The organism is Actinomadura sp. K4S16, assembly GCF_008327685.1.
Classification (GTDB): domain Bacteria; phylum Actinomycetota; class Actinomycetes; order Streptosporangiales; family Streptosporangiaceae; genus Spirillospora.
In genome coordinates, this window is the sequence record NZ_BDDE01000014.1 from 441,212 (window position 1) to 460,069 (window position 18,858).

Annotated in this window: 19 protein-coding genes; 10 read left to right on the top strand and 9 right to left on the bottom strand. The window is 69.0% G+C overall.

What is annotated here, in order from left to right:
- Positions 1–188: 188 nt before the first annotated feature.
- Positions 189–719: a hypothetical protein gene (locus K4S16_RS20450; RefSeq protein ID WP_200841985.1), complete on the top strand. Its 531-nt coding sequence runs from the start codon at positions 189–191 to the stop codon at positions 717–719.
- Between the two features lie 204 nt (positions 720–923).
- On the opposite strand, the gene K4S16_RS20455 is transcribed toward K4S16_RS20450, so the two are convergent.
- Positions 924–1,529: a hypothetical protein gene (locus K4S16_RS20455; protein WP_149260572.1), complete on the bottom strand. Its 606-nt coding sequence runs from the start codon at positions 1,527–1,529 to the stop codon at positions 924–926.
- Between the two features lie 370 nt (positions 1,530–1,899).
- Here K4S16_RS20455 and K4S16_RS45100 point away from each other — a divergent pair, with 370 nt between their 5' ends.
- Positions 1,900–2,322, top strand: coding sequence for a hypothetical protein (locus K4S16_RS45100; RefSeq protein ID WP_200841986.1), 423 nt, complete (start codon positions 1,900–1,902; stop codon positions 2,320–2,322).
- A 21-nt stretch (positions 2,323–2,343) separates the two neighbouring features.
- A complete protein-coding gene (locus K4S16_RS45105) occupies positions 2,344–3,024 on the top strand; it encodes an NADAR family protein (protein ID WP_200841987.1) in 681 nt (226 codons plus the stop codon).
- Positions 3,025–3,160: 136 nt separating this feature from the next.
- Here K4S16_RS45105 and K4S16_RS20465 read toward each other — a convergent pair whose 3' ends face one another.
- Positions 3,161–4,585, bottom strand: a complete 1,425-nt coding sequence (locus tag K4S16_RS20465) for a non-reducing end alpha-L-arabinofuranosidase family hydrolase (protein WP_235036939.1) — start codon at positions 4,583–4,585, stop codon at positions 3,161–3,163.
- Positions 4,586–4,966: 381 nt separating this feature from the next.
- Here K4S16_RS20465 and K4S16_RS20470 point away from each other — a divergent pair, with 381 nt between their 5' ends.
- From K4S16_RS20470 to K4S16_RS20480, 3 genes are all read left to right on the top strand, one after another.
- Positions 4,967–6,388, top strand: coding sequence for an endo-1,4-beta-xylanase (locus K4S16_RS20470; protein WP_149260574.1), 1,422 nt, complete (start codon positions 4,967–4,969; stop codon positions 6,386–6,388).
- A gap of 26 nt (positions 6,389–6,414) precedes the next feature.
- Positions 6,415–7,773, top strand: a complete 1,359-nt coding sequence (locus tag K4S16_RS45800) for an RICIN domain-containing protein (RefSeq protein ID WP_149260575.1) — start codon at positions 6,415–6,417, stop codon at positions 7,771–7,773.
- Positions 7,774–7,924: 151 nt separating this feature from the next.
- Positions 7,925–8,122, top strand: coding sequence for a hypothetical protein (locus K4S16_RS20480; RefSeq protein ID WP_149260576.1), 198 nt, complete (start codon positions 7,925–7,927; stop codon positions 8,120–8,122).
- A gap of 84 nt (positions 8,123–8,206) precedes the next feature.
- On the opposite strand, the gene K4S16_RS20485 is transcribed toward K4S16_RS20480, so the two are convergent.
- The 3 genes from K4S16_RS20485 to K4S16_RS20495 form a co-directional block, all read right to left on the bottom strand.
- Positions 8,207–8,971, bottom strand: a complete 765-nt coding sequence (locus K4S16_RS20485; RefSeq protein ID WP_149260577.1) for an alpha/beta fold hydrolase — start codon at positions 8,969–8,971, stop codon at positions 8,207–8,209.
- Between the two features lie 3 nt (positions 8,972–8,974).
- Positions 8,975–9,913: a sigma-70 family RNA polymerase sigma factor gene (locus tag K4S16_RS20490; RefSeq protein WP_149260578.1), complete on the bottom strand. Its 939-nt coding sequence runs from the start codon at positions 9,911–9,913 to the stop codon at positions 8,975–8,977.
- Between the two features lie 132 nt (positions 9,914–10,045).
- Complete coding sequence (locus K4S16_RS20495; RefSeq protein WP_149260579.1) at positions 10,046–11,563, bottom strand: DUF4419 domain-containing protein; 1,518 nt, start codon at positions 11,561–11,563, stop codon at positions 10,046–10,048.
- Positions 11,564–11,866: 303 nt separating this feature from the next.
- Between K4S16_RS20495 and K4S16_RS20500 the strand changes: the two genes are divergently transcribed.
- On the top strand, positions 11,867–12,109 hold the full coding sequence (locus K4S16_RS20500; protein WP_149260580.1) for a hypothetical protein: 243 nt from the start codon (positions 11,867–11,869) through the stop codon (positions 12,107–12,109).
- Positions 12,110–12,197: 88 nt separating this feature from the next.
- Positions 12,198–12,476 carry a hypothetical protein gene (locus K4S16_RS20505; protein ID WP_149260581.1) on the top strand — a complete coding sequence of 93 codons (279 nt, stop codon included), beginning with the start codon at positions 12,198–12,200 and terminating at the stop codon, positions 12,474–12,476.
- A 157-nt stretch (positions 12,477–12,633) separates the two neighbouring features.
- Here the strand turns inward: K4S16_RS20505 and K4S16_RS20510 are convergent, their stop codons facing one another.
- On the bottom strand, positions 12,634–13,509 hold the full coding sequence (locus tag K4S16_RS20510) for an NAD-dependent epimerase/dehydratase family protein (RefSeq protein ID WP_149260582.1): 876 nt from the start codon (positions 13,507–13,509) through the stop codon (positions 12,634–12,636).
- 121 nt (positions 13,510–13,630) lie between these two features.
- Here K4S16_RS20510 and K4S16_RS20515 point away from each other — a divergent pair, with 121 nt between their 5' ends.
- Positions 13,631–14,158 (top strand): MarR family winged helix-turn-helix transcriptional regulator, encoded by a 528-nt coding sequence (locus tag K4S16_RS20515; RefSeq protein ID WP_235036940.1) that lies wholly within the window; start codon positions 13,631–13,633, stop codon positions 14,156–14,158.
- Between the two features lie 61 nt (positions 14,159–14,219).
- Here the strand turns inward: K4S16_RS20515 and K4S16_RS20520 are convergent, their stop codons facing one another.
- The 3 genes from K4S16_RS20520 to K4S16_RS20530 form a co-directional block, all read right to left on the bottom strand.
- On the bottom strand, positions 14,220–15,950 hold the full coding sequence (locus K4S16_RS20520) for an ABC transporter ATP-binding protein (protein ID WP_235036941.1): 1,731 nt from the start codon (positions 15,948–15,950) through the stop codon (positions 14,220–14,222).
- A gap of 260 nt (positions 15,951–16,210) precedes the next feature.
- Positions 16,211–16,711: a GNAT family N-acetyltransferase gene (locus K4S16_RS20525; RefSeq protein WP_149260584.1), complete on the bottom strand. Its 501-nt coding sequence runs from the start codon at positions 16,709–16,711 to the stop codon at positions 16,211–16,213.
- A gap of 143 nt (positions 16,712–16,854) precedes the next feature.
- Entirely contained in the window at positions 16,855–17,691 is an 837-nt protein-coding gene (locus K4S16_RS20530; protein ID WP_149260585.1) for an LLM class flavin-dependent oxidoreductase, read from the bottom strand.
- Between the two features lie 371 nt (positions 17,692–18,062).
- Between K4S16_RS20530 and K4S16_RS20535 the strand changes: the two genes are divergently transcribed.
- Entirely contained in the window at positions 18,063–18,704 is a 642-nt protein-coding gene (locus K4S16_RS20535) for an SIMPL domain-containing protein (RefSeq protein WP_149260586.1), read from the top strand.
- The last annotated feature ends 154 nt before the right edge of the window (positions 18,705–18,858 follow it).

Below are 18,858 nucleotides of genomic sequence, written 5' to 3' on the forward strand. Positions count from 1 at the left end.
CAACGGCATGCCCCCAGGCCTGTCCTCGTGCCTGCTCGGTCGGCTTCCTGCAGCTCGCTTAGCATGACCGATGGGGTGCCCTGCATGAAGTTGCAGAAGGAGAGGCGCAACCCCGGGAGGGAACGATGCTGTTGCGGCGGGAGGTTCTTGAGGGAATCACGGGTGGGCGGATTGATCGGGTGTTCCGGGTGTGGGGCAAGCCTCCGGTCCGGGCGGGGAGCACCCAGCGGACCTGGGCGGGGATCATCGTCATCGACTCGGTCACGGCCGTCGCCCCCGAGGAGATCACGGAGGAGGACGCCCTCCGTTCGGGTTTTGACGGTCGTGCGGCGCTGCTCACTGCCCTGTCCAAGAGCCGCAAGGAGGGCGGCTACCACCGCGTCATGCTCCATCTGGGCGGACCCGACCCCCGAGCCGAGCTGGCCGCGAACGACGACCTGACCGACCAGGAATTGGCCGACCTCAAAGCTTCCCTGGACGGCATCGACGCGCGCAGCCGCCGCGGCCCCTGGACCCGCGAGGTCCTCCGCCTCATCGAGGAGAACCCCGGACTGCGCGCCATGGACCTGGCCGAACACCTGGGCCGCGACAGACTTCCTTTCAAGGCCGACGTCCGCCGCCTCAAAGCCCTCGGCCTCACCGAAAGCCTGGAGACCGGTTACCTCCTCTCCCCGCGCGGCAAGGCCCTCATGACCTACCTGCGGTCCCTGAGTGGATGATCTGGTCGGGCCGCTGCCCGGCGGTGTCATGGTTCGGCTGGGACGTCGCTGAGGTCGAGCCGGTACCAGTCCGCGGAAGTGAGGACGTGCAGGTCGGGGCCGCGGCCGATGACGCGCGCTTCCTTGGGAAGTTCGCGCCCGTTCGGGAGTACGACTCGGTACTCTCCGGTGCTCCGCTTTTGGTCGTCGGTCAAGCCCTTGCGATCAGGCGGTCGCGGTCAGGGCCGTGTGTCCGCCGTAGAGGGCGATGCGTGAGCCGTCGGTGATGAGCGCATGTGCGGCCTCGCCGTCGCCGTCCCAGCCGGTGAGGGTCCCGTCGTGGACGCGGACGATGGGGAAGTGCGTGTAGTAGCACGTCCAGGCGGTGTCCGCGTCGACGTTGAGCGCATAGCAGTCGCCGATCGCGCCCCACGGGTTGTCCGGAGGGTGGGGGAACCGCCAGTCGTTCTCCAGGTCCGGGGAGAAGCGTGCGAGCCCGCAGGAGCCGATCGGTGCCGGGCCGTCGGGCCCGCCCCAGCCGTAGTTGCCGTAGACGCCTTCGTCGAAGTAGCCCACCCAGACGTGGCCGGTGCCGGTGGTGAAGACGTGCTCGATGCCGTCCCCGAGGGTTTCGGCGGCCAGTGCGGTCCCGTCGGCGGAGTAGATGATCGCATTGCGGTCCGGACCGTCCTGGCGCCATCGGGCCCTGGCGCCCACGGCCAGGACCCGGCCGTCCGGCAGCGGCTGGACGGACGGGTGCGCGAGCGGGAAGTCGTCGATCGTGATCACGTTGGTCAGCGCCGGCGAGTGCAGCGTCACGCGAGCGGTCACCGGGCGAGGGGCCCGAGGGTCCGGGAAGACGGCCCAGCCCGGCTGCGTCGTCGTCGACTTCATGGCCTGGACGTCGGCGGCAGCCGACCACAGTGCAATGAGCTCACCACTGGGGCCGATCGAGGCCTTCACCAGTGCATCGCCGCTCTGGGCCCCGGCGATGCGAGCGTGGTGACGTACGGGAAGGGGCGTCGTGCGCCCCGCGGACCGCCGCTTGCGCTGCTGCTTCACCCGTCACTTCATCACTGCGGACGGGGTAGGACCACCGAATATTACGCATACGTCTCAAACCTCCTTTCATGCCGCTGACCACGCCGCTCCCGATGAATGCGTGTTTGTCGCGGTGCTGATCGAGGGTTAGCTTGTGCGAATGGTGTGGAGGAGGCCGACCTATCGGCTCGTGGATGGGGAGCGGGTCGACGGGGTGTGGTGCCACGTCTGGGTCAACGGCCATTCCGGCTACTACGTGGACGATCTGTTCGCCTACGCTGACGGCTTGCTCAGGTGCGGAGAGACGTTCGACCTGCGCGGACTGCGGCAGAGGCTCGAGTCCGGAAAGATCGTTCTGCATGATCCTGAGCGTCCGGCACCCGAGCGGCCCGCTCCGACGCCGCGGTGGTCAGCACGCTACCCGGAGCCGTTGACGAACCAGGGTTTTCTGGGCGAGGTCGCTGACGAGATCGAAGCGCTGAACGGCCGGCCGACCACCTCGGACAGGTGCTGGGAGGCGATCAGGCGGTACCAGTCCGATCCATCCGAGGACAACCGGGTGCAGATCCGCGAGGCGTACTAGGCGATCCCGGCGCACCGACGGGTGTTCGTGCTCGGCGACATGGACCGCCAGGACATTCCGCTGCGGCAGTTGGTCACCGATATCGGCGAACCGGTCTGCGGGGACGGGCCGATCGCCACCGCGGAGATGCACTCCAAGGTTCTGGAGTACTTCAACGCCGGCGATCAAGGCCTGCAGCGTGAGCGCGAGCTCCGGGACGTCCTGCATGCCGACGATCCCGTAGAGGTCGGAGCCGCCACGATCACTCTGCACGAGCGGGCCGACCCGCCCACCGAACCGCCGGAGCGACTGGACCTGTGGGCACTCCGCAACGAGTTTCCGGCTCCGTTCACCTACGCCGGCCAGACCTACCCCACGATCATCCACGGGTACTGGGCGCGCGCCGTGGCCGCCCGCTCAGATCACGACCGCATCCGGGACGCGGCCACCGTCCGCGAAGCCCGCGAGACCGGCGGCCGGTGCGCATTGCGACCGGACTGGGCAGCGGCCAGGACTGCCGCGATGGCCGATCTGCTGCGCGCCAAGTTCACCCAGCACCCCGGCATCGCCGAGATCCTGCTGTCCACCGCCGACGCACGGATCAGCTACACCGGCGTCTCCGAGTCGCCCTACTGGACCGATCGCGGTCCCCTCGAAGGGCGCAACTGGGTCGGTCGATTGCTCGAACTGATCCGGGCTGAACTCCTCCAGCCACGCGAATAGCCCTTTCTGACGAGGGGACGCGTTCAGCCGGGGCCGGGCTGCGAGCGGCCGAGCCGAGGGCGGGCTGTTGGTGGTGGGCTGGGCGGGCTCGGGTTTTGGCCGGCCCGCCCAGCCCGGGGCGTACGGGGGGTCGTTGTTAGTGCTGGAGGGTCAGGAGGCCTGGGCGGTAGGGGAGGAGGCCGTAGTCGCCGCCGGAGTTGGGGCTGCGTCCCTGGTAGAGCAGTTGCAGGTTGCAGGGGTCGACGGTGAAGGTCTGGTCGGCGCTGGTGCGGATCAGTTCGCCGTGGCTGATGTCGTTGGTCCAGGTGGCGCCGCTGTTGGCCTTGCCGGCGAAGGGATTGCTCTCGCTTGCGGCCTGCGGGGTCCACGAGCCGTTCAGGCTGGTGGCCGTGAAGGAGCGGAAGTAGCGGCCCTGCGAGCCGATCGCCTCGACGAGCATGAGGTAGCGGTTCTGGCCCTGGAGTTTGTAGACCTGGACGGCCTCGAACAGGTTGTTGGTCGAATCGCTCATGACCACTGTCGAGGACGCGCCGAAACTGCCCGGGAAGTTCCCGATCGGCATACTGGCTCGATAGATCTTGCCATTGTCACCGGCGAAGAAGAGGTACATGTTCGTGCCGTCGCCGATGAGCGTCTGGTCGATGGGGCCCGTTCCGGAGCCGGTGATGCTTCCGGAGAAGAGCACCTGCTGCGATGACCAGCCATTCGGGTTGGTCGGGTCGGTGGACGTGCGGTAGGAGAAGGCGGTCCCGCCCCACTGGTAGGCGAGCACCCAGATGTTCTTCGGGGCGAAGTAGAAGAGCGTGGGCGCGACGGTGGCATTCGACATCGTGTTCTGGCTGGCCGAGGCCATCTCCGACCAGTTGCCGAACAGGCCGAAGTTCATCGAACCCCACCTGGTCCCCGTGTCGTGCGTCGTCGCATAGACGAGGTGCTTGCCGTTGTAGGGGGCGACGGTGAAGTCCTTGAGCGAGACCCATCCTGACTTGGGCTGTGCGAGCGCTCCCGTTGATGTCCAGTGGTATGTCGACGGGAGATCGCATCCCGGAGTGGTGTCGCCGCCGACGGGGACGAGCTGCCATTGCTGGTTGTCGCCGCCCCAGTCGTCGTACTGGACGATGTTCGCGTTGTCGGCAGTGGAGCCGCCCTGCACTTCGAGGGCCTTGTTGCTGTGGCGCGAGACGAACCTCACGTAGCCGCCGGGGCTGTCGGCGAGCCGCCACTGCTGGTTGGTGCCGTTCAGGTCGGCCCACTGGACGATCGGGCCGCCGTTGGCGGTGGAGAAGTTGTAAACGTCCAGCACCTTCCCGGAGTGGCGGGACTTGATGCGGTAGTAGCCGCCTCCGGAGTCGACGAACTGCCACTGCTGCTGGTTCTGATCGTTCCTGGTCCACTGGGTGATGCGGGCGCCGTCGTCGGTCGCGAGGTTGTAGACGTCCAGGGCCTTGCCGCTGTTGCGGTTGACCAGGACGTACCACTTGTTCACATCCACCGTCGCGGCCTGGGCGGACTGGACGTACGTCACGGACAGGAGCACCGAGAGCAGGAGCGATGCCAGCACCGCACCGGTCCTTAACATGACCTTCTTCCTTTCGTTCGGCGTGGATGTTAGCGCTAACATTTCCGGCCGGGCGGAACCTTCTCTCCATAGGCGATCGGGGGGAGGTGGCGGTGGCCGGAGTAAATAACAGGCCAATGGCATCGTCAAGAGCCGCGAACCTTCGAAAAATTTCGATCGCAGAGCTGCTGCTACTGGGCGCGTGCACACCGGCCACTGGGCATGCGCCATGAAAGATTTTGAAACTATTGACGGGATCTTCGAAGGCTCACACACTGGGTCCGCGACGCCTGGTGGTGTGTGCGTTCCCGCGATGGAGCGCGGCGTCTTTCTCACGGCTGTGTTCCGTGCTCCCACCCTTCGTTCATTCATGGAGGAACAGACGTGCGTACGAAAGCCATGCCAAGGTCCGGGATCCGCAAGCGGGCCATTCTCGCCGGCGCCATCGGGGCGCTCACCACGGCCGCCGCTCTGGTGGCACCGTCCCCGGCCGTCGCCGCGGAGAGCACGCTGGGCGCCGCGGCGGCGCAGAGCGGCCGCTACTTCGGCACCGCCATCGCCTCGGGCAGGCTCAACGACTCGGCCTACACCACGATCGCGTCCCGCGAGTTCAACATGGTGACCGCCGAGAACGAGATGAAGATCGACGCCACCGAACCCCAGCAGGGCCAGTTCAACTTCAGCTCCGGCGACCGCGTCTACAACTGGGCGGTCCAGAACGGCAAGCGGGTGCGCGGCCACACCCTGGCCTGGCACTCCCAGCAGCCCGGCTGGATGCAGAACCTCAGCGGCAGCAGCCTGCGCCAGGCGGTGATCAACCACATCAACGGCGTCATGGCCCACTACAAGGGCAAGATCGCCCAGTGGGACGTCGTGAACGAGGCCTTCGCCGACGGCAACTCGGGAGGTCGCCGCGACTCCAACCTGCAGCGCACCGGGAACGACTGGATCGAGGTCGCCTTCCGCACCGCGCGCGCCGCCGACCCCTCCGCCAAGCTCTGCTACAACGACTACAACATCGAGAACTGGACCTGGGCCAAGACCCAGGGCGTGTACTCGATGGTCCGCGACTTCAAGCAGCGCGGCGTGCCCATCGACTGCGTCGGCTTCCAGTCCCACTTCAACAGCGGTAGCCCCTACAACAGCAACTTCCGCACCACCCTGCAGAACTTCGCCGCCCTCGGCGTCGACGTGGCCATCACCGAACTGGACATCCAGGGCGCCTCACCCACGACCTACGCCAACGTGACCAACGACTGCCTGGCCGTCTCGCGCTGCCTCGGCATCACCGTCTGGGGTGTGCGCGACACCGACTCCTGGCGCTCGCAGGACACTCCCCTGCTGTTCGACGGCAACGGCAGCAAGAAGGCCGCCTACACCTCGGTGCTCAACGCCCTCAACGGCGGTACCTCGGAGCCTCCCCCCACCGGCGGCTCGGGAACGATCAAGGGCGTCGGTTCGGGCCGCTGCCTGGACGTGCCGAACGCCAGCACCACCGACGGCACCCAGCTCCAGCTGTGGGACTGCCACGGCGGCACCAACCAGCAGTGGACCTCCACCGACGCGGGAGAGCTCAGGGTCTACGGCAACAAGTGCCTGGACGCCGCCGGGACGGGCAACGGCGCGAAAGTCCAGATCTACAGCTGCTGGGGCGGCGACAACCAGAAGTGGCGCGTCAACTCCGACGGATCCATCGTGGGCGTCCAGTCCGGCCTCTGCCTGGACGCCGCCGGCTCCGGCAACGGCGCCGCGATCCAGCTCTACAGCTGCTGGGGCGGCGACAACCAGCGCTGGACCCGCACCTGACCTGCCGCAACGGGAAGGGTGAATCGATGAAGACCTACGGTGCGGCTTCACGCAGGCATCGCAGGCGGTCCCTGTTCGCCGCCGCGGTGGCGGTGGCCCTCGCGATCGGCATGCTCGTCGCGGTGGACCCGGCGCCGGCCAAGGCGGCGACGGTGGACACCGATGCCTGGTACGTCTTGGTCAACCGCAACAGCGGCAAGGCGCTGGACGTGTACGGCGCGTCCACCGGCGACGGCGCGCGGGTCACCCAGTGGACGCGCAACGACGGCGCCAACCAGCAGTGGCAGTTCTTGGACTCCGGCGACGGCTTCTACAGGTTGAAGGCCCGGCATTCCGGCAAGGTGCTCGACGTGGCCGACGCCTCGACGGCCGACGGTGCGGCGATCCAGCAGTGGTCCGACCACGGCGGGACCAACCAGCAGTTCCGCCTGGCCGACTCCGACGCGGGCCACGTCCGGCTGATCAGCCGCAGCAGCGGCAAGGCCGTGGAGGTCCAAGGCGCCTCCACTGCCGACGGCGGCAACGTCGTCCAGTACGCCGACTGGGGCGGCGCCAACCAGCAGTGGCAGTTGGTCAAGCTGTCGTCCGGTGGCGGCAGCGGATGCGGCAGCGCCCCGGCGCTCACGAGCGGTACGTACACGATCCAGAGCGGCGGCAAGAGCCGCAGCTTCATCCTCAGGGTTCCCTCCAACTACGACAGCGCCCACCCCTACCGGCTGATCTTCGCGTTCCACTGGCGGGGCGGGACCGCGGGCGACGTCGCCTCGGGCGGCACGAGCGGGAGCGCCTGGTCCTACTACGGCCAGCAGGAGCAGTCGAACGACAGCGCGATCCTCGTCGCCCCCCAGGGCCTCGGCAACGGCTGGGCCAATTCGGGCGGTGAGGACGTCACCTTCGTCGACGACATGGTCCGGCAGATCGAGAGCGGCCTCTGCGTCAACACGGCACAGTTGTTCGCCACGGGCTTCAGCTGGGGCGGCGGTATGAGCTACGCACTGGCATGCGCCCGGGCGAACGTCTTCAGGGCCGTCGCGGTCCTCTCCGGCGCCCAGATCAGCGGGTGCAGCGGCGGCACCCAGCCCATCGCCTACTTCGGTATCCACGGCGTCAGCGACTCCGTCCTCAACATCGCGCAAGGACGGTCGCTGCGCGACAAGTTCGTCGCCAACAACGGCTGCACTCCCCAGAGCCCGCGCGAGCCCGCTCCCGGCAGCCGGACGCACATCACCACCGTCTACTCGGGCTGCCGCGCCGGGTACCCGGTCCAATGGGCCGCGTTCGACGGAGACCACATCCCCGGCCCGGTCGACGGCTCTCCCAACGAGAGCGGCGTCGCCACCTGGACCAAGGGAGAGATCTGGAGGTTCTTCGCACAGTTCCAGTGACACGTCCGCACCACGGAGTGGAGCCGGGAACGCCCTGGCTCCACTCCGCCGTCTGCGGCTCGGGCCATTCGGTCGTCGAGACAAAGCGCTGACCGGCTCGACCGTCTACCTGCTCTGGAACGGCTCCTCCGGCCGCAACTGCGTGGTGACGGTGAAGACCACGTCGGTCGGCACCAAGACGCGCACGGGCGCCTACCTGTACGTCCAGGGCAGCAGCCCGATCGACGACACCGACAGCTACGCCTACTACGCCGGTCCCGTCTCCGCTCCCGCCGTCGGCAAGTGCGTCCAGTGGGGCGGCGGCACCAACAACCAGTGGTGGTACAGCGGCTGGTCGCACTGCAGCTGATCTCCCAACACCACCGAGGCCCGGACCGAGCGATCGGTCCGGGCCTTCATGCCCGAGGCCGGCAGAGCTCGCGGTCTCCTGCGGCTACCCCGCTGCGGGGGTGCCTTCGCGGGCGCGTGCGATGGGCATGTACGTCGGGGCCGCGTCAGTGGTCAGGAACGCCAGGACCATGGCGCGCACCGCTTCGGCGTGCTCCATCAGCAGCAGGTGGCTGGCGTTGGGCAGCACGGCCAGTTCGGCGGTGGGCAGTGCCCGGTAGAGCGCCACCGTGTGGTCGAGCGTGACCAGGTCGTCGTCGCCGGCCAGGACGAGGGTCCGGGGTGTCACCGCGCGCAGTTCGGCCGGGTCCTGGCTCGGCTCGGTCGCGGCCGCGTGCGCGATCTTCCCGATGACGACCGGGAAGTGGTCGCGTCCGTCGGGCGACACCTCGGCGTAGGCGTCGACGAGTTCTGCGGGCATCTCGCCGTCCGCCGACGGCTTGAAGATCAGTCCGTCCAGGTCGTAGGCCGTGCTGATGAGGACGAGGCGCTCGACGAGGTCGGGGCGGCGCATCGCCGCCCGCAGCGCCACCGTCCCGCCGGCGCTGTAGCCCACCAGCCGGGCGGGGCCGCCGACCACCTGCTCCAGGAACGCGATCGTGTCCTGCGCCATGAGCTCGATGGTGATCGGGCCGGGTGCGTCGGGCGTGCGGCCGTGGCCGCGGCGGTCGGGCAGGTAGGTCGTGAACGTGCCGGCGAGTCCGTCGAGGTTGCCGGTGAAGCAGCGGCTGTCGGTGAGCCCGCCGTGCAGGAGCACCACGGGGTCGCCCTCGCCGCGCTGGTCATGCCACATGTGAACGATGTCGGTCATGCACTACATACGGGACGGCGGGTCCGGAGTCATCGGCAGTCCGAACAGCGCGAACAGGGACGGGTCGAGGTAGGTCGTCGTGTTCGCGATCAGTCCGTCGCGGAGGTCGAGGACGACCAGGCCGAACGCCTTCCCGTCCCGGTACTGCGCGAACGCGGGCGATCCGTTGGCCGCTGTGCGGACCAGCCGGTCGTCGGCACAGGCCCCGCCCGCCCCCAGCAGGGCGGCCCGGATCGCCTCCCGGCCGCCGAGCCACCAGGCGAACGGCGGCATCGACATGGCGGCGTCCTGGTGGAGCAGCGACACCAGGCCCTCGACGTCGTAGGACGTGAACGCCTTGACGTACCGCTCGACCAGCTCCTCGTCGACCTCGCCGCTCCCGCCCGGCGTGCGACGTGCGGACATGGTGGCACGTGCTCGTTGCAGGGCGCTGTTGACCGCGGCCGGGCTGCTGTCGAGCAGCCCGGCCACCTCGTCCGCCGACCAGCAGAGCACCTCACGCAGGATGAGGACGGCCCGCTGGCGCGGCGGCAGGGCTTGCAGGGCGGCGACGAACGCCAACCGGATCGTTTCGCGCGCGGCGGCCAGCTCGGCCGGATCGCCGTCAACGGGCAGCACGAGCCGGTCGGGGATGGGTTGCACGAAGGCGGCGGCATCCAACGGCGCGCCGAGGAAGGCCCCGGCGGGCGAGGACGGGCCGAGATCCATCGCGAGCGCGCGCCGCTGGACGCTGCGGGTCATGTCCAGGCAGACGTTGGTGGCGATCCTGTGCAGCCAGGTGCGCAGACCGGCTTTGCGCTCATCGAAGCGGTCGGCGTTCTTCCAGGCGCGAAAGAAGGTCTCCTGGACGGCGTCCTCGGCCTCGGCGGCGCAGGCGAGCATGCGGTAGCAATGGCCGGTCAGGTCGGCCCGATGCTCTTCCAACCGCTCCTCGAACGCCACGCGTCCACACTATTCGCGGTCTGGATCCCGTCTCCGCGGGCGGCGGCACCAGGGCGGGACATCACGCCGCGCCCGCTCCTCCGAGAGCAGCCGGCTCAGCCGTTCCTCGAGACTGAACCGCTCGCGCGCTCTTCAGAAGGCTGATGCGTCGAGCTGGACGAGTCGGCCGGTTTCCAGGTGGGAGATGTCACCGCCGGAGTCCAGGGCGGCATCGAGTATCAGTGCCAGCGAGGTGCCGTAGACCGGGACGTCGGCGGGCTCGTCGACCAGCCGGAACTTGCCGTCCCACGGAGCTTGGGTCGAATCGTCGGCCTCCTCGATGCGGCAGACGATCCAGTGGAAGCTCTCCGTATCGTCGTCGAAGGCCGCGCCGATGCACCGGCCGTCCGCCAGATCGATGACCGTCCTGATCTGGCAGCGGCCTTCTCCGCGCCATACCCAGCGGTGGTCGCCGGCCGGGCGCAGCCGCCAGGCGCCGTCGAACATCGTGGCCGAGCCGATGCGGCGGTAGAGCGCCGCAAGGTCGGCAGAGGCCCAGAACCAGCGGTAAGGCCGCGGCGGATCGGCCGCATGGTCGCGGACGATCCGGTCGATCACATCGTCGATCTCGACCGTCGCCGGTGCCAGGTACCAGCCGCCGAGGGGGCGTAGCGCGCCGTCCGGGTCCTGGGCGACGCCGATCAGACCGGCATGCAGGGCCACGGCCCGGTTGGCGCGCCCGACCCGGTCGTTGACGTCGATCCTCACCCGCGACAACGTGGCCGGCACCCCGGCGCTGCCGATGCCCGGACCGCCATAGAGATCACCAGGGCGGGTCGTCAGGTCGCGGGGCTCGTCGATCGGCAGCTCCAGCAGCGGATTGGGCTCGGTGAGCTCGCCGTCGCCGGTCAGGTACGGGTAGAACCGCGCGGCCCAGCCGGTGATCACCTCGCCGCCGTAAGCGTCGATGGGGCTGTAGATGCGCCGCCAGAAGGCGGTGTCCGCATCGCCTTCCGCGGCCTTGACGAACTGGTCGGCGATGGCTGCGAGTGACCGGCACCAGGTCTCCAGACCGAGCGCGGCGATCGCGTCCACCCGGGTGCGGATCGTCCGCCAGTCCTCGACCGTGCCGGTCAGCGTGATGGACGGGATGCCGCAGACGAAGATCATCCAGAGTGCGAAGTAGGGCGAGTACACGTCCAGCAGAACGACCCGTCCGGCCATACGGTCAACGTCGGTGCTGGTGGAGAAGTCGCAGTCGAACTCGCCGGCACCGATGGCCTCGGCGAGGAGCAGCTCGCTGAACGACTCGACGGCGTGCTGCCACGAGCCGGGATCCTGGGGCATCGGCCCGTCCACCGTCACCGTGAGCCGCTTGCGGCCGACGTGGCCCACCAGCAGGGGGCGCAACTCCTCGGCGTGCATGCGCACATGCTGGGCCAAGCCCTGCATGATGGTCAGCCACACCCCGTCCGGGGAGAGCACGAGCGGGCGATGCTCGGCGAACGCGCGCCCGACTGCGCTGAGCAGCGGGTGGACACCATTGCTTTTGATGACCGGCAGGGTCGGGTCGCCACCGACCACCAGCGCTTCGGCGAACTGGTCGCCAAGCGGCAGCGTGGGCAGGCGCTCGGCGGCGGGCTCGACGTCATCGACCTTGAAGGTCACCACTCACCGGACTTTAGCCCTGGTTTCGCCCGGCCGGCTCGCCGCCCGCTCACGGCCGACTGCCCGTTCGGTGAGGTGGTGGGCGGTGCCGCGGCGCGCCGGTGGCGTCCCTCCCCTGGTGACGGGCTCAGCCGGGCACATATGCGCCGATCGGGGCTAGTGTTGCCGAATGGCGGAAGTGCCTCATCCGGTTCATGTAGCGAGGTGACGCGACGTACGACCGACCGCCGACGCCCAGCCCGATGCGCTTTGCCGGAAACGGCCAACGGCGCACAATGGGCCCGGTATCGCAGAGAGGATCGGACAATGGCTCGACGGTGGCCGGACGACCCGATGGTGCGGGCGCGGCGGGTGCCGCCGACGCTCGGCGCGGTCGCCGCCGCCCCGGCGGTCCCGTTGATCGGGGACGTCACGACCAGGTTCGCCGCCGGAATGGCGGCCGGGTTCGGCGCGCTCATCCGGGGCGCGAGCGAACCCATTATCGTGAGCACCCGATCGCGGCCCGAGATCCGCTTGGCGGCCGCGCGGCAAGGCTCCATCGAGCGCTGAAGGCCGGTGCGGCCCCGGTTGCGCGGTGGGACCCCTGGCCGCGTGAGATGGTAACGAGCACAGGAGCCGGGCAGGGAGCAGAGACGACATGTTGCAAGGTGTGAAGGTGGCCGTGGTGCTGGCCGCGCCGAAGGACGATCCGAACACCCAGCAGTTGGCCGAGTGGCTGCGCAATATCTTCGGGCCGCTGTTCCTGGTGATCGTCGGGATCGTGGCCCTGTTCTTCCTGTTCACCCGGGAGATCACACGGTTCGTTCAGTTCATCGTGCTCAGCATCGTGATCGCGATCGTCTTCTACTACCCCGGGATCATCACGATGATCGCCGGCGGCATCGTGCGAGCGCTCGGCGTCGAGGACTCCGGCTAAGAGGTCATCTCATCAAGGGCTCGGCCCGAAACGGGGCCGAGCGCCTGCTGGCCGACCACGGCCACGACCCGACGAATACCGCCGACTCGTCTGGGCCAAGGGCATCAAACCCGTCAACGCTCGCCGCGTCAGGAGTCGATGTCCGGTACGGGCCGGACTATCGGTAGGAGCCGTTTCCCAGGTCGGTGACGGGGTCGGGGTGCTGGGGCCGCCAGCCCAGCCGGTTGCGCGCCTGCTCGCCACTGACGGCCTGGTCGAGTGCCAGGGCGTCGGCGAACAGCGTGCCGAACTCCTCTCGCGCCCGGTCCAGCGGCAAGATCTGTGGCTCTCCGGAGTGCCCGGCGGCCTGGCCGGCGGCGATGGCCAGTTCCCGGACCGGAACCGCCGGTTGGGTCACGCCATGCCACAGCGTTCCGGCGGGCGCGTGCTCCACCACTCCGGCGAAAAGGTCGGCCAGGTCGTCGACGTGGACCATCGGCCAGCGCACCGCCGGGTCCGCGACGATCACGGGCGCCCCGTGCTTGCGGGCCAGGTCGACCAGCAGGGCGGGGATGCCGCCGCCGCGGCCGTGCACGATGCCCGGGCGGATCACGGCGGCGCGGACGCCCTCCTCGGCGGTGGCGAGCACTTGGCGTTCGATGCCGGGACGGTAGCCCACGATCGGGATCGGGGCGGTGGGTGTGTCTTCGTCGGCGGTCGACGCCCCGGTGGCGCCCAGGACCCAGACGCCGCTCGTGTAGACGAACGCGCGTCCCGTGCCCTGCAGCGGGCCGGTCAGCGCCGCGACGGCCGCCGCGTCGACGGCGGCGTCCCCCGTGGGGGTGGCCAGATTGATCACCGCGCCGATGTCGGCGGTGACCGCCTCAGTGAGCGAGTCCGGGTCACGCAGGTCGCCGATGCGCCGCTCGTATCCGGCTTCGTTCCGGTCGCTGCCCGGGCGGGCGAGTTCCACCACCTGGTGCCCCGCGCCTGACAGCCTTTCGGCGACGGCCGACCCCAGGTACCCGCGAGCTCCAACGATCAGGATCCGCATGTCATCCCTCCATCGAAAATTTCGATGTCGAAACTTTAAGCTTCCTCTATCCTGGATGTCAAACTTTTCGATGTCGAAGAGTTAGATTGCAGGCGAAGCCACCCCTCCGGAAGGAACGCCCGTGACCGACACGCCCCGGCAGGACGGAGTCGACGTGATCATTCAGGAGTGGCGGGAGGTGCGGCCAGACCTCGACTGCTCCCCCATGGCGGTCATCGGCCGCCTCTCCAGGGCGTCGCGGCTGCTCGAACGTGCCATCAAGGACGAGTTCGGCCGGCACGGATTGGAGCCCTGGGAGTTCGACGTGCTGGCCACGCTGCTGCGCTCCGGCCCGCCCCACGTCCTCAGCGCCGGAGAGTTGAGCAGCGCGGCCATGGTGAGCTCGGCGGCACTGACCAACCGGATCGATCGGCTGGTGGACAAAGGGCTGGTCGAGCGCCAGGTGGATCCGTCGCACCGACGACGGGTCCTGATATCCCTCTCCGAAGAGGGACTGCGCCTGGTCAACCGAGGCGTCGAACACCACGTGGCCAACGAGCACCGGCTCCTTGAAGGCCTGTCCGCCCCCGAACGCGACCGGCTCGCCTCGCTGCTCCGCTGTCTGCTCATCTCCCTCGGAGACAGCACACGGCCACCGGCGGACGCTTGAGACCTGGCCGCCGCCGCCCGCAACTGGACCCTGCAAGATCGAGTTACACCGCGGCAGCCGGTTACTGGCTGGGACTTCCGGTCGGGCTTGGGGTGCGTGCGGTGTCCGGGGTGGCCTCGTCGGTGAGGAAGCCGCCGGACTGGTGGCGCCAGAGACGGGAGTAAGGGCCTTCGGACTGGAGGAGTTCCAGGTGGGAGCCCTCCTCAAGGACGCGGCCGCGGTCGAGGACGACCAGGCGGTCCATGCTGACGACCGTGCTCAGACGGTGCGCGACGACCAGTGCGGTGCGGTCGCGCATCAGGTGCCACAGCGCCTCCTGGACGAGAAGCTCGCTTTCGGAGTCGAGCGCGCTGGTCGCCTCGTCCAGGAGAAGGATCGGGGCGTCTCGCAGGATGGCGCGGGCCAGGGCGACGCGCTGCCGCTGACCGCCGGACAGCTTGACGCCCCGCTCGCCGACCAGCGTCTCGAACCCGTCCGGAAGGCTCTCGACGAACTCGGTGACGTGCGCCGCCTGCGCGGCTCGGAGGATCTCGGTCTCGGTGGCGCCCGGCCGGGCGAAGGCGATGTTGTCGCGCACCGACCGGTGGAACATCGCGGGTTCCTGCGGGACGTACGCGATGAGGTTGCGCAGGTCGCTCTGGCGGAGCCGCGCGATGTCCTGGCCGCCGATGAGGATCCGGCCGCCGTCGACGTCCATGAGCCGCAGGAGCAGCCGGGAGAGGGTGGTCTTGCCGCCACCGGACCGGCCCACCAAGCCGATCTTGGCGCCGCTGGGGATGTCCAGGTCGAGGCCCTCGAACAGGGGCGGACCGTCGCCGTGCGCGAAGAGGACCCGCTCGAAGCGGACCGAGGCGTCGACCGGACGGAGCGGCTGCGGGTCGGGCGGGTCCACGACGGTCGGCGGCTGCATGAGCAGCTCGGTGAACTGCGCGCTCTCGGTGAGCGTGCTCTCCATCCGCCGGTAGATCTGGTTGAACTCGAACATGATCCGCGTCGCGTTGGTGTAGTAGGAGAACGTCACGACGATGGCCTCGACGCCGAGGCCGCCGCGGAGTGCCACCGCGACGAGCAGGCCCAGGGCGCTCGTCAGGATCGACATCGGAGCGACGATCGTGTCGACCCGGAGGTTGCCGTAATCCCAGGAGGCCAGCGCCAGGCGGTGCTGCTCGACGACCCCGCCGCGGAACTCGGCGGCCTCCCGCTCCTCGGCGGCGAACGCGCGGACCGTCTCCATGTTGGTCAGCACGTCGGCGATGTGGCCCGAAACCCGCACCTTGGCGGCCTCGCGCTTGTCCACCAGCACCTGGCGGCGGCGGATGAACGGGATGACGATGAAGCCGGTGAAGACGATCAGCCCTACGAGGACGACGACCAGGAGCGGGTGGAACCGCCACAGGATCACCGATGCGAAGGACAGCGGGATCACGTTGGCCACGACCGAGAAAGTGAGGGTGTCGGCGAAGCTTTCGAAGCCGCCGCAGAAGCTCAGTATCCGTTTGGTCAGCGAACCGGCGAAGTTGTCGTGAAAAAACGCGGTGTCTTTGGCGAGCAGCTCGTCCATGCCGGTGATGGCGAGCCATTCGATTCCTCGGCCGTCCGTCCGGTTGAGGAAGTGCAAACCCACTCGCCACAGGACCTCGCCCGCCAACATGATGCCGGCGAATCCGAGGACGTAGGGCAGGAGAGCGGCGAGGTCGCTTTCCCCGCCTTCGGCCAGGTGCCCCACCAGGGCGGCGACCACCAGCGGGGTCAGGTAGTACAGGCAGGTGTTCCCGAGCGCCGGCAAGGTCATCGCCGGAAGCGAGATGCGCCACTGACGGCGCAGAAAGCCACAGTAATAGCGCAAAGCCAGCAGAACAGCCCGCTGCCTGACCGACTGCTCGCCCTTGGACCCACCCGGTAATTTCGGCACAGCCACCCGCCCCTCGACGCATCCGCCTCTCATGCTGCCTCAGACCGTCCAGGCGAAGCGACCGCATTTTGCAGGCGCCCAGACGATCAGCGGGCATCTCAGAAAAGCGTCCTCTGCGGGGAAAGCACGCTTAGCGCTCACTATGGCTGGAGCAGCAGGTCGTGCTGATACCAGATGCCCGGCTTACCGCCGAGGTCGGCCGGGTCGGCCGGTCCGACCGGGACGAACCCGGCCTTGATCAGCACTCGCTGGGACGCGGCATTGTTACGGGAGGTGGCGGCCCGCAGCGTGTGCAGCCCGTGCCGCGCCACCGCCAGCCGGCACACGTCCCGGACGGCCGCGGTCGCCACGCCGCGGCCGGCGGCGTGCTGCGCGACCCGGTAACCGAGGTCAGCAGTGCCGTCCCCAAGGCGGTACAGGTTGAACCGGCCCAGAACCGAGCCGTCCTCGGCAACGAGCAGGTAGAAGGCACTGATGCCTGCCTCTTGTTCAGCCAACAAGGCGCGGTACCGGTCGGCGAACTCATCGAAGAACTCGTCACCGCGGTCGGAGACCGAGGCAGCGAAGTAGGCGCGGTTCGCCAACTCGAAGGCCAGGACCGCCGGGGCGTGGCCGGCATGAAGCCGCTTCAGCTCGGGCACCGCCCGACTCTAACCGGATGACGCGCTGAGGCCACCTGAGTTTCCGGCGGCGCAGACGGCCTCCAAGACCAAGGCACCTCGCCCCCCGGGGCCGTAGGCCGCGCGCGACTGCCCGCCGTGGCCCCGTTCGGGGGCTCGCCGGGTTAGCGTCCGGCCAGCTCGGCCACGACTGGAGCGAGCGTGTCGGCGGAGACGGCGCCGAAGACGAAGTAGGAGAAGCCGAGCTCCTCCCGTCGCCGCTGGATCTCCTCGGCGGCCGCCGCGGGGTCGTCCGGAAGCACCGCCAGCGAGTCCGCCGCATGAAGCGCGGCAGGGTCGGTGTCGGGGGACGCCATGAACGGCGCGAGAGTGTCGCCGACCACCGCCACGTGCTGCGCAAGCTCGACATCTCGGGTGGCGCGGGAGCGGAAGTCGCGTACCACCCGGGTGATTTCGTCGCGCTCGTCCCCCGGCATCAGTGCGATGGCGACCGTGTCGGCGAGGTCGGCCGCCATCGTCCGGGCCTTCGGCCCGCGCACGGCCATCACCACCGGCGTGTGCAGGTCTGGGCCGTCGAGATCTCGCAGCGCCGTCACGGTCTCACGCACCTGGGCCAGCCGCTCGCCCGGTGGCACGACGGGCAGGCCCAGGTCGCGGAGTTCGTCCTCGATGCCGGGCCTGCCGGTGCCGACGCCCATCTCGAAGCGACCGTCGGTGAGCACCGACAGCGAGTGCGCCTCCCACGCGGTGCTCCAGGCCGGGCGCAGCGGGGAGGCGTACACCCAAGTCCCGACCCGCAGGTCGGTACGGGTGGCCGCGACGGCCAGCGTCGGCGCGGGCGCCGGCTGCCATTGCGGGACGTCGGGCATCAGCAGCGTGGAGTAGCCGCTGTCGGCGATGCGGCTCAACTGGTCTCGCCACGTCGGCAGGTCTGTTGTGAGCGGGGCGACGACCCCGAATCGGAAGGGCTTGTCTCCGCCAGTCGCCGTCAGATCGGTCATCGTTCCTCACCTGCCAGTAGAAGGGATGGGCTTCCGGCCCCGGCCATGGAGCGGCGCCTCACCCCAGCTACGAACGCCGCCGCCCCGATTCGACACCGCCCCCGGAAATCCCGCCGAGAATCTTCCAGCGGCGGGTTGCTCCCCCGGCTTGCCCCGGCCGGGCCCGCGTCGGTCTTCTCGGTCCGTCTGTGCTGGGAATCACCGACCACGGTCGGAACCTCGACCTGCCCGGCGCCCTGGTCCGGGTGGAGCCGCGAGGAGGATCGCGGGCGATCTCAGTCGGTGTGCGGAGGGCCTGTGAACGTGTCCGTTCGTGGACAACGATCTTCGTCGGGCCGCGGCGCGAATGGTGCGCTGCTTAGATCATCGGCATGCAGATGATCGAACGTCCGTGGGGCGTGACCGCATACGGGGCATCGAGCGTGAAGGCGATGCCGGACCTCGTGCGGGCCAGGTTCAAGGTCATCCGGGTAGAGCCGACGCCGTCCGAGGCGTTCGCCGCGGCCAGCGAGGCCGTGCAAGCAGTGCGGCAGACGCTGCGGCAGCATGGGATATCGGACGCGGCCGTCGAGCGGTCACGGCTCGGCCTGAAGAGTTCGTGGAGCTACGGCGGGTCGGAGCGCAAGTTCGTCGGGTACGAGTGCCAGGCCTCGTTCGCCGTTGAGTCCGGTGCTCTCGACGATGTCCAGCCGTTGCTCGTCGATCTGGTCGCGGCAGGCGCCAATGAGATAGACGCGGTCGACTTTGATGTGTCCGGCAAGGGCGAGTTGCGCGCGGAAGCCCGTCGGCAGGCGGTCGGTGCTGCCCGGCGCAAGGCCGAGTTGTTCGCCGAGGCCGCAGGAGTGCGGCTGGGGGCCGTCCTGCACATCGACGACGTCGATCCGGAGCAGATCGGGTCAGGGCGGTATCACGGGCACGGCTCGGGCGGCGAGGCGTCCCCCGAGGACCTCGCGCCCGGACATGTCGTGGTGTCCGCCGCGGTCATCCTGGGATTCTCCATCAACCACGACTGACCAGTCGCGGGTCCGGCACGCGGTGTCGCGGGTGATCGGAAAATGTGGGGACATGTTCCGGGTGGTTCTGCCAGCCTGGCTTGATGATCATGGAGTGGGTCCGGTGAGCGACGGGGAGAGGTCGCGGCTCGGGGAGTTCAGCGCCAGGCTGGAA